This is a genomic window from Paenibacillus sp. PvR098, from assembly GCF_017833255.1.
In the GTDB taxonomy this organism is placed as follows: Bacteria; Bacillota; Bacilli; order Paenibacillales; family NBRC-103111; genus Paenibacillus_G.
Genome location: NZ_JAFIBU010000001.1, coordinates 4,322,501 through 4,338,343, shown reverse-complemented (window position 1 = coordinate 4,338,343; position 15,843 = coordinate 4,322,501). Strand labels below are relative to the sequence as shown.

Below are 15,843 nucleotides of genomic sequence, written 5' to 3'. Positions count from 1 at the left end.
TACCAGAACGCCAAACTTTGTTCTGGAAAATATGATTCATCCTATTTCTTTCATTGGAATTTACCGTAGTTTATAAATTCCACCTTGAATTTACATTGGATTGGAATTGAACTATAGACTTTTTTCCAATTCAACTTCTTCCACTCGTCATAACTCATACTGTTTCTAACATGTTGGCCAAGCCCAACGCTATCTACTTTATTTTTTTGCATCTGATGTATCAATAATTCGGCTTTTTCTTTCAAATATTCGGATACTTGCTTTTCTAGTTGCTTCTGATCCTGTTTCTTGCCTAATTTCAGCTTGCCCGTATACTCAATGATGCTTCCCTTAATATGGAGATCGAACACAACATGGATCTTTTCATGTTGATCTTGACTAATTTTCACCTTACGATGATTAATTATGGAGCTAAGCGTAACTGCCTCAGTGCTGTTCCTATGATTAAATCCAATATTGATTTCCCCTTGTCTGAAATTTCCGCGCAAACAGGCAAAAATGAGAGCATCTTTGGGTGAAATCCTGGTTCGGTATCGATCGCCATCAAACAAGCCTATGCCATCAATAACCAGATGGTCTTTGTTCAGCTTTAATATTGGAGCAACGGGGTCAATACCGTCATCAAACAAATCACGAATAAAGTGAAGAATACTAACCTCAGGAATGGTTTTATTTCTTTCTTCTGTCACCAATAGCTTGTAAATATATTGCCCGGTTTCAAGCTCACTGGGAAAATCCATTTTTAATAATTCAGAAGCATTTCCATTAACTACAGTCATCCTGACTCTCGGACCAATCGATGGATCACGAACGAGCGTATCCAAGTGAGGCCAAATTCCTTGTTCTGCAAATTCTTTGCCCAATAAAATATTTCTTAACTGACCATTTACAAGGATTTTACTTGTTTGTCTTGATAAATTTCCTCTTGCCTCTTTGCCCGATGTAGACACTGTAGTTAAAAATTCTCTTTTATTTCCGCCAACTGCTGGGGAAGTCGGTACACTAATGGATACTAACAGCTTTTTCTCTGCACCAGGTTCAGGCCTATTTATATCGTAGCTGATGGAATTGATAAGCCCCAATTTTTCAAGACGCTTTTTATCTGTAGAACAACCGCTGATCGTTAATATCACAATGATTGTCAATGTAAAGTATCGTAGTCGCAACGGCATTTTATTTCACCCCTTGGCGTCTTTTCACCAGCAGCAGAAAAATTAAAAAAATCGGAATGACAAAGTTCAAAAGGCTTTGCATCATAACAAAATATCTCAACCAGTCAACAACTTCCTGGAGTACATCCGTTAGATTAGAAACGATGTAGGTTATTATAACCAGCAAGAAAGCCAGTATCTTTGGTTGTGCTTTAGTAAATATTCTTTCAAGATAAAGCTGAGCGATCCAGTAACAAATAACGGTAGTCATCAACATTTTAAAAATAAAGAATACAAACAACAGGTTCTCGATCCGCTCAACAAACGGGAGTTCAATAAAGGCCAAGAGATCAAGTAATGGGAACTTGAGCTTCAAAAGCAGCCCAAAACCAAAGAAACCGAAACTAACCACACAAATGAAAATATAAACGAAAGTCGTATATAAGTTACCTAAAAGTACGGCGCGGAAAAATTTTGAGTTTCGCTCCACGTATGGGAATAAGTATAAACACACTTCATAGCCTAATAACGACGCGAATATCTCCACCATACCTTGGGCCATGGCTGTAGTATTACCTTGAAACAGAAAGGGAGTAAATCTTACCCATTCTATGTCTCTAAAGTGATACAGTAATAGTAGAGGCATCCAAACGGTCAAATAAAAGAAAACGGTTGAAGCTTTCACGATATTGTAAATACCTTGAATCAATAGAAAATAAACTAGAATATCAAAAAGTATCTTTAAGATTGAAGATGGCGTGGTATGAAACGAGAGCATTTGAAACATCAACATGTATTGTTTACCGATCAGACAACCTGAAATAGACCATATACTTGCAATGACCGCATACATAGGAACCAGAATGAACTTGGATACGGACGATTCCATGATATCGAATACGGATTGCCCCTGTCCCATGTGGTATACAATATAAAAAAGCCCAATATTCATACAAACCAAGGCAGAAGCGATAACGATAGATATCCAGCCGTTGGTGCCAAAATGCTCAGCTGTTAATCGAGGGAGACTGAACATTAAGACTCCGGACTGAACCAAATACATTAACAATCCAATATGATACGGATTCAGTTTCTCACGCATACTTATCCCCCTCTTGTATGCTTATTTCATTCTTTGTTTGTTCCGTGTTTTTGCTTGCATTGGTCTTTTCCGCAGGGACCAGAACGGTGAACGAATGAAGGTATCTTTCCAATCATTCAGATTCATCGGAGCAATAGGTGTAAGATACGATGTCCCCAAATTGGTCAGTCCAGATAAATGAATCACGATCCATGTGATTCCAAACAAAAGCCCCAAATTCCCGAAGATGCCGGCTAAAAAAATAAGCCCGAACCGGATTAATCGAATGGAAGCGCTCATGATATAACTAGGGATGACAAAAGAGGCGATCGCGGAAGAAGCAACCGCAATAATAAGAATATTGCTGGTTAATCCTGCTTGCACAGCCGCTTGGCCAATAACGATACCGCCTACAATGCCGATCGTTTGTCCAATTTTTGAAGGCAATCTGGCGCCAGCCTCACGCAGAAGCTCTATGGTGACCTCCATAAGCATGGCTTCATAAAGCGGAGGAAAGGGCACTTTGCTGCGTGATTCCGCTAAGTTTAACAATAACGCTTGCGGAATCATCTCATAATGAAAGGTGGTAACTGAAACATAGAATGCCGTAAAGGTAATGGTGATGAGAAAGGCAATAAATCGGAGTAACCTTAATCCGGTACCCAATAGCCATCGTTGATAATAATCGTCCGGTGAGGAAAAAAATTCAAAGAAACTGGTTGGAGCACAGAAGGCGGAAGGGCTGCCGTCCACTAATCCCACAATTTTTCCTGCAACTAATTTGGAAGCGACAACATCGGTTCGTTCCGTTGTCATGAATTGCGGGAAGATGGAATTCGGATGCTCATCAATCAGTTGAACGATCATGTTCCCTTCAAATAGTCCGTCGATCTCAATGCTTCTCACTCTTTTTAACAATTCATGAACTAAATCGTCATTCGCGATATCTTGGATATATAATACGTAAACAGTGGTCTTCGTAATTTCTCCGACAGAAAGCTTCATTGTTTTTAATTTGGAGCTTCTCACTCGTCTTCGTATGAGGGACAAATTCGATGCGATATTTTCTGTGAACGCGTCATGCGGACCTGTAATCACGGATTCCGTTTCAGATTGTGCAATCGTTCTGGATTCCGGGCCGTATACATTAACAGAATAAACATCGTCCCCATGGAAAATAACCGTTTTCCCACTTACAATGTCTTCAATAGTCTCCTGTGTATTTTGGGGCATTTGAAATTGAGATTGCTTGAATAATTGCGGCAAATCGTCATTTGTAACATTCTTCAATGGATTAATAACTTCGCGATTTAACTCGTTCTTGTCCACTAGATGGTCAAAATAAATTAGAGTTATACTTAATTCGGGAAACGTTCTAGTTACAATATCATCGCAGTTTTCAAGTTCATTTAGGATATGTTTTGAGTCCGGTTTCTCGGGTTGGTTTTCGTTTTCGTTTCCAATCCCCCTCCCTCCTTTATTCTCAATACCGAGTAAACGACGAAAGTTATCCATTTGATCCTCCTTAGCACTCCCCCCATATTTTCTATTAATAACCTAAAAATTATACAGAATGGACTCATATGATTCGTAATCATATATCTCAAAGAGCTAAACATTCCCAAAATGCAAAAATAGACCAACCAGAAACTCTGATTGACCTAATCTTAAGAAGGACTTACGTTTGTGTGTTTTCTCTTTGAAACAACGTGTCTTTCTCCACCACTCCCACAACGGGAGCTTGACCCTTTTCGAGTCATCCTCCATATTTTTTCTGCAGCTCTCGTATGCGCTCAATCAAATCTTTACCGATAACTCCCTCAAATTCCTGATAAATCGGTTCCCAAGCATGCATCCACTCCAGCCGCTCCTCGGGCGTTTGCATATGAATCTGCATCATTGCACGATCGCGAAGCTCCTGAAGCTGGCGCTCATTCATCTGAATGGCATTTTGATTCGCCCATGCCGTGGTCTCCTCCAATGCCTCCTGGATCAAAACCTTCAAATCGTCAGGAAGCTTATCCCAGTATTCTTTGTTCATCAGCACCGCATACCCTAAATAGCCGTGATTACTAATAGTCATATATTTTTGAACTTGATAAAATTTTTTGGAGTCAATGTTGCTGATTGCATTCTCTCCGCCATCCACGAATCCCGATTCCAAGCCGCGGTACACTTCGTCGAATGGTATGGCCACTGCTTTGGCTCCAAACAGCCTAAATTGAGCTGCAATCACTTCGCTTGGCATGATCCGAAATTGCTGACCTTTAAAATCAGCCGGATGGATGAGAGGCCCATGGCCAGAGGTCATTTGCTTAAACCCGTTACTCCAGTATGAAAGCCCTATCATATTTTTATACTTTAACTTTTTGAAAAGGATTTCGCCTATCTCTCCATCAAACGCATCTTGTATCGCCTCATTGGTCAAAAACGCATAAGGAAGGTCAAATGCCTGCCAAGCCGGTACATATTGGGATATTTTAGAAAAAGCCGGAGCAATCATCTGAATGTTGCCCTTCATCAGCGCATCCACTTCGTCGGTATCGTTATAAAGCACCGCGTTCGGGAACACCTCAACCTTGACGCGCATGTCCGTTTTCTGATAGACCCGACGGGCAAAATCTTGAGCCGCCAAGCCTTTGGGCGTATTCTCCGCTACAACATGACTAAATTTGATGACGATTTCCCTATCGAACCCTTCCTGCTCATCATCATCAACAACAGGCGCTGAGCTTAATGTGGGATAAAAACCGATGGTCACCGCCGCAGCAAGGCCGATCAAGATAACAAGCAGCGTTCCAAGCAGCCTTCTCACGTCCGCACACCTCCAACCTTATCAAGGTTCCGATCTTAATCACAGTATATCACGAAATGTTTCGTCGCATCAGACACAAACATGTTTTCTTGGCATTGCGGTTAAACTAACCCCAAAAAGCCCTGATATGGCCAAGAAGACGAGGAGGAGAAGCCCATCATGCTTGAAGGCTATGCCTTTCGCCTGCTTTGCTGTCTAACGGCAGTGATGCTTGTTGCAGGATGCGGACAAGAGCAGCAACCTGCCAATCAAAAGACACAAAGCTCCAATCAACAAAATGTCAAACCAATCGATACAGAGCTTCGGCAACAAATGAAGATGTATCAAGAAATCAAGCAGCAGGAATACAAACAAAATGAACAACTCCGGCAAAATGAAAAAAAGCAGCTTAAGAAGCTGCAGAAGCAGCAGGAGGAAATGCTGAAGCGGGAGCTCGAATTTCAAGAAAAAGTCCGAAAAGGCGGTAATCCTTGGTCGGATGAGAATAAAGAAGAGAAGTCTTCCGGGAAGCAGCAGAACCAAGTTCAGCAGAAATAAGAAAGCTCCGGCGGATTACCTGCCATGTGTGCCCATCTTCCCATCTTCAAAGATGCGAAAGACGGGCATGTTTTATTCCCATTAGCTTAAGCTTATTGTATGATTAGAGTACATAATGGCTTCAGCCATTCTCCAACTGGAAAGGGGACGTCCTGCCAGAGCCATGCTGCAGCGTTTGAAAATTAATTGGAAAATCGCCATATTATCGTTCGGAATCGTACTTTTTTCGCTCTGTATCGCCGGAAGTGTCCTTCTGGGCGGTATTATTCGGATGAAAGAGGAGGATCTCGGTTGGCGGCTGCTTGTGACCGCACGGACGGTCGCCCAAATGCCGGAGGTGGTTGCCGGTCTCACCCAGCCCGATCTGAGCGTAGGCGTCCAACCGGCCGTCGAACGCATTCGCATCATCAACGATGTGACTTACGTCGTTGTGATGGATATGGACCGGGTACGGTATTCTCATCCGGTTCAAAGCCTTATCGGCACCATCTCGAGCGGTGCCGACGAGGGCTCCGCCTTCGCCGAGCATACATACGTTTCCAAGGCGAAGGGAGAGCTCGGTACAGCGCTGCGAGCGTTCGTTCCGATCATGAACGCTGAGCACGTGCAGGTCGGCGTCGCCTTGGTAGGCCGCATCATGCCGACAGTAGGACAGGTCCTGCTCGACCTCTCCAGCCAAGCCTATATTGTGCTGCTGCTCTCCCTTTTATTCGGGTTTTGGGGATCCTGGAAGCTTGCCCAGCATATCAAGCAGCAAATGTTTGAGCTCGAGCCGCACGAAATCGCCAGGCTGTTGGTAGAGCGTACGGCAACCTTTCACGCGATGCATGAAGGTGTAATAGCGATTGACAAGTATGAACGGATTACGATATTTAACGAAAAAGCGAAGCATATGCTAAATATTTCAGGTGACGTTATCGGCAAACGGATTCATGAGGTCGTTCCCGATACTCGATTGCCGGAAATTCTCAAGATGAATCACCCCGTGTATAATCAGGAGCAGGCCATCGGCGGAGATATCATTATGAGTACTCGTGTGCCGATAACCGTAGGAGGACGTACGGTAGGCGCTGTGGCGATTTTTCAAGACCGAACGGAAGTGACGCGAATGGCCGAAGAGCTGACCGGCGTAAAGGCGTTTGTAGACGCTCTGCGTGTTCAAAATCACGAATATATGAACAAGCTTCATACGATCGGAGGTTTGATTCAGCTCGGGAATAATGAAAAAGCGCTCGACTACTTATTTGAAATCACAGAGCAAAAAGAAGAGCTTACGCGTTTCCTTACCCAGAGAATCAAAGACGACAGCTTGACCGGACTTCTACTAGGTAAAATCAGCCATGGGCGCGAGCTTGGCATTGAAGTGACGATTGACCGTCAAAGCCGGCTGGAGCGGTTTCCGGAACGGCTGGACCAGCACGACTTCGTTATCCTGCTCGGGAACCTGCTGGAGAACGCTTTTGACGCCCTCCAGCAGGTTCAACGGGATAAACGAATATTTGTTAGCATTGAGCAGGACGAACAGATCCTCTCCGTGCTCGTAGAGGACAACGGCTGCGGAATGGACGAAGCTACCCGCGCCCGGATTTTCGAGCGCGGCTATACTACTAAAGGCCGCAGCGAGCGCGGCATCGGACTCCACTTGATAGCCGGCATGGTGGACAAAGGCGGGGGTACCATTCAGATCGATTCCACTCCCGGGGAAGGAACTGCGTTTCTCGTATCGTTCCCCATGGACTAATTGTTGATATAAAGATGAGGCAGGGATAATTCTATGAATGCTACGAATTCTTCAAAATCCAAGCAGTACCGTGTTGTGTTGGTAGAAGACGACCCTATGGTTCAGGAGGTGAACCAGCAGTTTGTTGAACGAGTCGAAGGCTTTCACATTGTTGGCATCGCTTCCAGCGGGGATGAGGGGCTGCATATGGTTAAGGAGCTCAAGCCAGATCTCGTGATTCTCGATATCTTCATGCCGGTGCAGGACGGGATCGAAACGATAACGCAAATTCGCAAACAAGAGCTCTCCGTTGATGTCATCGTGATTAGCGCTGCCAGCGATATGAGAACCATAGAGCGGATGCTTCAGAACGGAGCGGTTGATTACATTATGAAGCCGTTTAAATTCGATCGCGTGAAACAGGCATTGGAGCATTATCGAAGCCTAAAAGAAACGCTACAAAGCGAGCTTGCAGCGACTCAAAGTGAGATTGACCGGGTTTTGTACGGCGTTCAACGAGAGAAAGCTTCCCAAGTATACGCTACAGATGCACCAGCCGTTCAAGATCTGCCCAAAGGTTTGCAGGCCGTAACCTTGAAACAAATTATGCATTTTTTAAACTTCCAAATGAATCCGCTTTCAGCAGAGGAAGTCGCTGAAGGCGTGGGCATCGCCCGGGTCACGGCTCGTCGTTATTTGGATTACTTGGAGAAAAGCGGCCAAGTTCGCTTAGATCTTCAGTATGGGATAGGACGCCCCGTGAACAAATATGTACTTTCAACCCGCGCGGGAGAATAAATTCCTTTTTGACACATCAATCGACTTGTAGCTGTCTGATCCTAATCGTACATGCCTTAAGGAACAGCAGACGTCATCATCCCCGACACCTAATAAAATAACCCGTCAAGCGATATATTTGCGCTCATCGGGTTATCTTACATTAACAGATACAGGTCTTTCTCTTTTTCCCAACCTTGCCGGCTGCCTCCACCTTACGAAGGTATTCTGACGCAAGCGGTACTTTACAAGCCGTTGCGCCAACATCTACATGTACCTTACCGATTTGTTCGGCAATCCTCATCGCATCCTCGTGCAAAGCTGCAACATAAGTACCGACAACAATGACGAACGCATTCATGTTATAGCGGACTCGGTTCCTCTCATCATGTATTGTAGATTCTACTTGCTGTAGGAGCTGTTTAATTTCTTCTATATCCAATCGTTCGTCAGGCGTAATCGAGATGTAGTTGGCATAAGTGCTCCACCCGCAAGTAGCGATCAGTTCATCAGACGACTTCATCCATTCCCTTGCTAGCTCCAAGGCAAATAGGCTTTCTGCGGTAACCCAGGCAACGGTATATTCAGCAAGCATATACCAGTTGGCCGCTCGCACCCAGTCTTGAAGCATTTCTTTCGTAGCTGTCTTCGGATTAACGGTAAGTCCAGCCAAATACATCGCATCGCTGTTTCCGGTATCATACAAGGCTCGAGCAAAACTCTGATCCTTCCTCACGTCTTTGACCAGCTTCTTCAAATCGCCGATCTTGACTCCAAAGAAAGGCTCTTTCGCTCCGTGACGTATGAAAGTCTGTTTCGTTTGTTCCGATCCCATGTCCTCGAGCTTACTCATGATCTCATTTATCGTAACCATCCTATCCACCTCTCTTGCACTTTATGGTGAGATGACCAGCTGAAAAATAAAAAAACTTCTCTAAGTTTTTTGGCTTTAAGCGGGTGATGGGAATCGAACCCACGCCACCAGCTTGGGAAGCTGATAATGCGGGTCTGATGATTTCCGATTAAGTCCGAAAAAGCTTGATTTTACTGGGGTTATACAAACCACTCTCTGGTGTATTGGGGTTCAATCTGGGGACGAATGTTTAATTTCGTCCCCAATTCGTCCCCATCATATCCCTAAGCTGGTGGTGTTAAACATGCACCGTATGCGGGAACAGGATATCCGGGATTATTATGCAGGATTCCGCGAAATCCTTGATCTTAGATCCTTAGCGAGCCACGGAACCCCCTAGCAGCATAGTAGGATTCTGCTCCATTGTGGTATACAAAGACCGTGTCGTAGCGGCGATCGCAAAAGAGAGCCCCGCCGAGCCTTCGAATACGAGCAGGCGTTTGAACCCAACTCGATGTTTTCATATCGAAATTTCCATGTTGCTGCAGTTCCCGGTATTGTTCTTCTGTTAAAAGCTCAATCCCCATGTCAGCTGCCATATCAATTGCATTATTATCCGGTTTATGTTCTTTCCTTGACTCTAACGCTTCACGGTCGTAACAAACGCTTCTGCGACCTTTAGGACTTTCCGCCGAACAATCATAGAAAATGTATTCGCCCGTCTTATTATCATAACCAACAACATCCGGTTCGCCGCCGGTTCTTTCCATTTCATTGAGCGACCACAGTTTTGCGATATTCGCTTCTAGCCTGGCTTGTAATTCGGCCCATTCAAGACCTTTGTGGCGGTTCAAGTTTTTCTCAAAGCGGGCTTTCAATGTTCGGAGCAGTTCTTCACGTTGTCCAGATGACAATTCCATTGACATGTTCGTTTCCCTCCCTTCAATGATCGCGGCATGACCACGGTACCGCATAAAGAAAGCCGAAGCATTGTTCACGGCAGGCAATTATCGGTAAACGCGGCATTAAAGGCTACTTCTTAATGAGCAACACACAGCACTCCACATGCATCGTATGTAAGGCAATGCATACGGGATATTTTACCCAAACAAATATATCACAAATGTATAACCTATCGTCTAAGTAAAATCCAATAATTTTAGATAAAACAAAATATTCAAGTATCAATTTCTTAGTATTGATCAAAATGGATAATAGTTTAATCAAATTTTAGAAAGGAAAGGTATTATGGCGTCATCGAAAAAAGGGGGCCTAATTCATACCGACTCATTGTTGAAGCCGGTTATGATGCAAACGGTAAAAGGATCAAAAAGATGAAAACAGTTCGTACAAATACGAAAAAAGAGGCTATGTCAGAGCTTGCAAAATTCCAGATAGAGGTCGAGGCAGGAGAGTATATCTCTCCAGAGAAAATGACATTATCAGCTTTTGTTGACGAGTGGAAAGAAAAACATGCATCAAGGAACCTAGCCCCCTCCACAATGAAAGTGTATATGGAACATATTAGACAACACATCCTCCCTAAATTTGGCCATTTGCAGATCAATCAGATAAGAACCATACAAGTTGTAACTTTTATTAATGATCTTAGCAAATCTGTTTCGAATTCTAAACCACTGTCCGATTCTACCGTGCTTTACATTTACAAAGTATTAAAACATTTAATTACTAAAGCTGTAGAATGGAGATTGCTTCAAAAAAATCCAATGGATAAGATAATGCAGCCCAAAGTTCAAAGGAAAAAAATGAATTATTATGACGAGAAAGAAGCACGGGAGTTAATCGCGGCACTTTCAAAAGGACCGGTGGGATGGCGCCTTTACTACCTTGGTTGTATGCTCGGCGGCTTTCGTCGAGGGGAACTCGTAGGCCTGGAATGGAGCAATGTCAATTTCGAAGATAACTCAATTACGATATGTAAAAGCATTCCTTTGACATTAAATGGACAGGCCATTGAAAAATTGCCTAAAACCGATTATTCGATTCGTGAAGTCGATATGCCTGCTTGGTATATGAATGAATTAAGGGATTATCGAGATCAATGGTTGCAAGAAAAACAACTTCAGGGTGATTCCTGGTTAGGCGGCGATAAAGAGTATGTATTCCACAGTGGAAATGGTAGACCGTATTATTACTCTAGACCTAGTCACAACTGGAAGGTTTTCATCAGGAGGCATCAATTAAAAGAAATTCGATTGCATGATCTCAGACACAGTGCCGCGACACTCCTAATCGAAGAAAATGCATCACTCAAAGCGATTCAGGAGCGGCTCGGTCATTCCAAGTTTGAGGTGACTGCATATTTTTATGCTCACGTGACAAAGAAGGTCTCTCGGGACACAGCAAACAAGCTAGAAAAGTTTAACCCGAAAAATTTCGTCCCCAATCCGTCCCCAAATGACATTTCAGATCAGATGTAACACTCCATAAGAATAAAAAAAACCTTGATTAACAAGGTTCTCTCAGTAAGCGGGTGATGGGAATCGAACCCACGCCACCAGCTTGGGAAGCTGGAGTTCTGCCATTGAACTACACCCGCCCGTATGAAGATATAATAAAATTATCGCATAGAAACCGGGAAAAAACAAGAACCTAAAATTTTATTTGCAAAGTAAATTCAGTCTGTACTTTATGTATATCGTTAAGAAAAATAAAGACACACTAATCATTTGAATTTGTATTTCAATAACTGGTTCTGACCTCAGTTTAACCCCTGGCTTCTGGGATAAACAAAGCACTAACTTGAGAAACAGGAGCTCTACTTCCATAAAACTACAGCCACACGAATATTAAAGTGGTCGGGACGACACGATTTGAACATGCGACCCCCTGGTCCCAAACCAGGTGCTCTACCAAGCTGAGCTACGTCCCGATAATATATTCAATGCCATGTAAAGGACTTGAACCCCCACGGTTCCTTCACGATTTCCAATTCCGCCATACTTCACTTACTTATGTGCCCTGAGAGATGCGGCCTTACAGGCCGACTGCGGTGTAGTCCTAACGAAGCATAATCTCCGACGAACTCCACTTCGTTCTCATCTATCTCATTTCACTTTTTTCACTACGTGCCCTGAGAGATTCGAACTCCCGACCTTTTGATTCGAAGTCAAACGCTCTATCCAGCTGAGCTAAGGGCACATATGATTATGGAGCGGAAGACGGGATTCGAACCCGCGACCCTCGCCTTGGCAAGGCGATGCTCTACCCCTGAGCCACTTCCGCATCAGCTAAATGCCACGTCAAGAATATCCTCTTAAAGCGACAAATAATAATATAGCAGGCTTTAAACCAAAATGCAAACCCTTCTCATATGACGAATTTTTAGCTAATCTTAGTTAACTAACATAAGACTTCTTACAATCAACATCCGATTGATCTTGAATTAAGAGATTTTAAAACAAAAAAACAAGGACCCTTCCAAAAAGGAATCCTTGTTTTTTGTTATGCGCTCGAGAGGACTCGAACCTCCACGGCTGTTACCCCACTAGAACCTGAATCTAGCGCGTCTGCCAATTCCGCCACGAACGCATATTTAAAATAATGGTGCGGTTGAGAGGACTCGAACCTCCACGAGCATACGCCCACTACCCCCTCAAGATAGCGTGTCTGCCATTCCACCACAACCGCATATAAAGTTGTAAAAGTGAGCCATGTAGGACTCGAACCTACGACACCCTGATTAAAAGTCAGGTGCTCTACCAACTGAGCTAATGGCTCATACTATAAATATTATGGTGGTGGAGGATGATGGATTCGAACCACCGAACTCGTGAGAGAACAGATTTACAGTCTGCTGCGTTTGGCCACTTCGCTAATCCTCCGCAAATTGAAGAGTGCAGGCCAGCATGGTGGCTCGGGACGGAATCGAACCGCCGACACGAGGATTTTCAGTCCTCTGCTCTACCGACTGAGCTACCGAGCCCAACTAGACAAAACTTCGTAACAAAATTCCCACTATTGTGGAAGCTTCGCTTGGCGACGTTCTACTCTCCCAGGACCCTGCGGTCCAAGTACCATCGACGCTGGAAGGCTTAACGGCCGTGTTCGGTATGGGTACGCGTGGTTCCCTTCCGCCATCGTCACCAAACGAGTTGATGCTTCTGCCAAGAAACATCGGTTATTCACTATCAAGGTGGCTTGCACCCTGAAAACTGGATCGAAACAAAGTATGCTGAAGTTCATGTATTTGGATAAGCCCTCGACCGATTAGTATTCGTCAGCTCCACACGTTGCCGTGCTTCCACCCCGAACCTATCAACCTCGTCGTCTACAAGGGGTCTTACTAATTGGGAAATCTCATCTTGAGGGGGGCTTCACGCTTAGATGCTTTCAGCGCTTATCCCTTCCGTACTTAGCTATCCAGCCGTGCCTCTGGCGAGACAACTGGTACACCAGCGGTACGTCCATCCCGGTCCTCTCGTACTAAGGACAGCTCCTCTCAAATTTCCTACGCCCACGACAGATAGGGACCGAACTGTCTCACGACGTTCTGAACCCAGCTCGCGTACCGCTTTAATGGGCGAACAGCCCAACCCTTGGGACCTACTTCAGCCCCAGGATGCGATGAGCCGACATCGAGGTGCCAAACCTCCCCGTCGATGTGGACTCTTGGGGGAGATAAGCCTGTTATCCCCAGGGTAGCTTTTATCCGTTGAGCGATGGCCCTTCCATGCGGTACCACCGGATCACTAAGCCCGACTTTCGTCCCTGCTCGACCTGTTTGTCTCGCAGTCAAGCTCCCTTATGCCTTTGCACTCTTCGAATGATTTCCAACCATTCTGAGGGAACCTTAGGGCGCCTCCGTTACTCTTTAGGAGGCGACCGCCCCAGTCAAACTGCCCACCTGACACTGTCCCCATACCGGATCACGGTACCAGGTTAGAACTCCGATACGATCAGGGTGGTATCCCAACGTCGCCTCCACACAAGCTGGCGCTCATGCTTCTCAGGCTCCCACCTATCCTGTACAGATCGTACCAAAGTCCAATATCAAGCTGCAGTAAAGCTCCATGGGGTCTTTCCGTCTTGTCGCGGGTAACCTGCATCTTCACAGGTATTAAAATTTCACCGGATCTCTCGTCGAGACAGCGCCCAAGTCGTTACGCCATTCGTGCGGGTCAGAATTTACCTGACAAGGAATTTCGCTACCTTAGGACCGTTATAGTTACGGCCGCCGTTTACTGGGGCTTCGGTTCACAGCTTCGGATTGCTCCTAACCGCTCCCCTTAACCTTCCAGCACCGGGCAGGCGTCAGCCCGTATACTTCGCCTTGCGGCTTCGCACAGACCTGTGTTTTTGCTAAACAGTCGCTTGGGCCTTTTCACTGCGGCCCCCTCGGGCTATTCACCCTACCGAGGCACCCCTTCTCCCGAAGTTACGGGGTCATTTTGCCGAGTTCCTTAACGAGAGTTCTTCCGCGCGCCTTAGCATGCTCTGCTCGCCTACCTGTGTCGGTTTGCGGTACGGGCACCTTCTCCCTGGCTAGAGGCTTTTCTTGGCAGCCTGAACTCATGACCTTCGGTACTGTAATTTTCCCTCCCCATCACAGCTTAGCCTTAATGATGTGCGGATTTGCCTACACATCAGCCTTACTGCTTGGACGAGCATCCATCAGCTCGCGTCACTATCCTTCTGCGTCACCCCATTGCTCATAACGGTTCACGGTGGTACAGGAATTTCAACCTGTTGTCCTTCGACTACGCCTTTCGGCCTCGCCTTAGGTCCCGACTAACCCTGAGTGGACGAACCTTCCTCAGGAACCCTTAGGCTTTCGGCGGATCAGATTCTCACTGATCTTTTCGTTACTCATACCGGCATTCTCACTTGTAACCAGTCCACCAGTCCTCACGATCTAGCTTCAACCCGATTACAACGCTCCCCTACCCCATGACGTCATAGACGTCTAGTCATAGCTTCGGTGGTGTGTTTAGCCCCGTTACATTTTCGGCGCAGAGTCACTCGACCAGTGAGCTATTACGCACTCTTTAAATGGTGGCTGCTTCTAAGCCAACATCCTGGTTGTCTGTGCAACTCCACATCCTTTCCCACTTAACACACACTTGGGGACCTTAGCTGATGATCTGGGCTGTTTCCCTCTTGACAATGGATCTTAGCACTCACTGTCTGACTCCCGGGATAACGTCTGTGGCATTCAGAGTTTGACTGGACTTGGTAACCCTTGGCGGGCCCCGCACCCAATCAGTGCTTTACCTCCACGACGCATCTCCCGAGGCTAGCCCTAAAGCTATTTCGGGGAGAACCAGCTATCTCCGAGTTCGATTGGAATTTCTCCGCTACCCCCACCTCATCCCCGAATTTTTCAACATTCGTGGGTTCGGGCCTCCAGTGCGTGTTACCGCACCTTCACCCTGGACAGGGGTAGATCACACGGTTTCGGGTCTACGTCCACGTACTCAAGCGCCCTATTCAGACTCGCTTTCGCTGCGGCTACGGCTTCTCACCTTAACCTCGCACGGGAACGTAACTCGCCGGTTCATTCTACAAAAGGCACGCCATCACCCATTAACGGGCTCTGACTTCTTGTAAGCACACGGTTTCAGGTTCTTTTTCACTCCGCTCCCGCGGTTCTTTTCACCTTTCCCTCACGGTACTGCTTCACTATCGGTCACCAGGGAGTATTTAGCCTTGGCAGATGGTCCTGCCGGATTCCCACGAGGTTTCACGTGTCTCGCGGTACTCGGGATCCGTCTAGGGTTTTCGCAGAATTTCAGCTACAGGGCTTTTACCTTCTTTGGCCGGCCTTTCCAGACCGCTTCACTTACTCTGCTCAACCCACATTGACGTCCCACAACCCCAGAAAGCAAGCTTCCTGGTTTGGGCTAATCCGCTTTCGCTCGCCGCTACTGACGGAATCACTTTTGTTTT

The 15,843-nt window shown here is 45.7% G+C and carries 10 protein-coding genes, 9 tRNA genes and 2 rRNA genes (1 of these 21 running past the window's edge); 4 read left to right on the top strand and 17 right to left on the bottom strand.

Features of this window, described 5'->3' with window-relative positions; translation table 11 throughout:
- Positions 1–50 precede the first annotated feature (50 nt).
- The 4 genes from JOE45_RS21535 to JOE45_RS21520 all read right to left on the bottom strand — a co-directional run bounded on the left by JOE45_RS21535 (position 51) and on the right by JOE45_RS21520 (position 5,047).
- Positions 51–1,172, bottom strand: coding sequence for a Ger(x)C family spore germination protein (locus JOE45_RS21535; RefSeq protein WP_210022429.1), 1,122 nt, complete (start codon positions 1,170–1,172; stop codon positions 51–53).
- 1 nt (position 1,173) lies between these two features.
- Entirely contained in the window at positions 1,174–2,253 is a 1,080-nt protein-coding gene (locus tag JOE45_RS21530) for a GerAB/ArcD/ProY family transporter (protein ID WP_210022430.1), read from the bottom strand.
- A 21-nt stretch (positions 2,254–2,274) separates the two neighbouring features.
- Positions 2,275–3,747, bottom strand: coding sequence for a spore germination protein (locus JOE45_RS21525; RefSeq protein ID WP_210022431.1), 1,473 nt, complete (start codon positions 3,745–3,747; stop codon positions 2,275–2,277).
- A 241-nt stretch (positions 3,748–3,988) separates the two neighbouring features.
- Positions 3,989–5,047, bottom strand: coding sequence for a TRAP transporter substrate-binding protein (locus tag JOE45_RS21520; protein WP_210022432.1), 1,059 nt, complete (start codon positions 5,045–5,047; stop codon positions 3,989–3,991).
- Positions 5,048–5,206: 159 nt separating this feature from the next.
- On the opposite strand from JOE45_RS21520, the gene JOE45_RS21515 reads away from it, so the two are divergent.
- From JOE45_RS21515 to JOE45_RS21505, 3 genes are all read left to right on the top strand, one after another.
- A complete protein-coding gene (locus tag JOE45_RS21515) occupies positions 5,207–5,584 on the top strand; it encodes a hypothetical protein (RefSeq protein ID WP_210022433.1) in 378 nt (125 codons plus the stop codon).
- 163 nt (positions 5,585–5,747) lie between these two features.
- Positions 5,748–7,325: an ATP-binding protein gene (locus JOE45_RS21510; RefSeq protein WP_210023534.1), complete on the top strand. Its 1,578-nt coding sequence runs from the start codon at positions 5,748–5,750 to the stop codon at positions 7,323–7,325.
- Positions 7,326–7,358: 33 nt separating this feature from the next.
- Positions 7,359–8,102, top strand: a complete 744-nt coding sequence (locus JOE45_RS21505) for a response regulator (protein ID WP_210022434.1) — start codon at positions 7,359–7,361, stop codon at positions 8,100–8,102.
- Between the two features lie 142 nt (positions 8,103–8,244).
- Here the strand turns inward: JOE45_RS21505 and JOE45_RS21500 are convergent, their stop codons facing one another.
- Both JOE45_RS21500 and JOE45_RS21495 read right to left on the bottom strand, forming a co-directional pair.
- The gene (locus JOE45_RS21500; RefSeq protein ID WP_210022435.1) at positions 8,245–8,955 is read right to left on the bottom strand and encodes a DNA alkylation repair protein; all 711 of its coding nucleotides are present in this window, start codon (positions 8,953–8,955) and stop codon (positions 8,245–8,247) included.
- A gap of 347 nt (positions 8,956–9,302) precedes the next feature.
- On the bottom strand, positions 9,303–9,860 hold the full coding sequence (locus tag JOE45_RS21495) for a DUF4256 domain-containing protein (RefSeq protein WP_210022436.1): 558 nt from the start codon (positions 9,858–9,860) through the stop codon (positions 9,303–9,305).
- A gap of 408 nt (positions 9,861–10,268) precedes the next feature.
- Here JOE45_RS21495 and JOE45_RS21490 point away from each other — a divergent pair, with 408 nt between their 5' ends.
- The gene (locus JOE45_RS21490; RefSeq protein WP_210022437.1) at positions 10,269–11,375 is read left to right on the top strand and encodes a tyrosine-type recombinase/integrase; all 1,107 of its coding nucleotides are present in this window, start codon (positions 10,269–10,271) and stop codon (positions 11,373–11,375) included.
- Between the two features lie 48 nt (positions 11,376–11,423).
- Here JOE45_RS21490 and JOE45_RS21485 read toward each other — a convergent pair.
- The 11 genes from JOE45_RS21485 to JOE45_RS21435 all read right to left on the bottom strand — a co-directional run.
- Positions 11,424–11,494: transfer RNA gene (locus tag JOE45_RS21485), tRNA-Gly, on the bottom strand.
- 256 nt (positions 11,495–11,750) lie between these two features.
- Positions 11,751–11,827, bottom strand: a tRNA-Pro gene (locus tag JOE45_RS21480).
- A gap of 195 nt (positions 11,828–12,022) precedes the next feature.
- Positions 12,023–12,096, bottom strand: a tRNA-Arg gene (locus JOE45_RS21475).
- 9 nt (positions 12,097–12,105) lie between these two features.
- Positions 12,106–12,180, bottom strand: a tRNA-Gly gene (locus tag JOE45_RS21470).
- A gap of 222 nt (positions 12,181–12,402) precedes the next feature.
- A tRNA-Leu gene (locus tag JOE45_RS21465) sits at positions 12,403–12,486 on the bottom strand.
- A 13-nt stretch (positions 12,487–12,499) separates the two neighbouring features.
- A tRNA-Leu gene (locus JOE45_RS21460) sits at positions 12,500–12,585 on the bottom strand.
- A 17-nt stretch (positions 12,586–12,602) separates the two neighbouring features.
- Positions 12,603–12,675, bottom strand: a tRNA-Lys gene (locus JOE45_RS21455).
- Positions 12,676–12,693: 18 nt separating this feature from the next.
- Positions 12,694–12,779, bottom strand: a tRNA-Tyr gene (locus tag JOE45_RS21450).
- Positions 12,780–12,804: 25 nt separating this feature from the next.
- Positions 12,805–12,880 (bottom strand) — tRNA-Phe (locus JOE45_RS21445).
- 48 nt (positions 12,881–12,928) lie between these two features.
- A 5S ribosomal RNA gene (rrf, locus tag JOE45_RS21440) occupies positions 12,929–13,045 on the bottom strand.
- Between the two features lie 99 nt (positions 13,046–13,144).
- Positions 13,145–15,843 (bottom strand): 23S ribosomal RNA (locus JOE45_RS21435) (it continues 223 nt past the right edge of the window).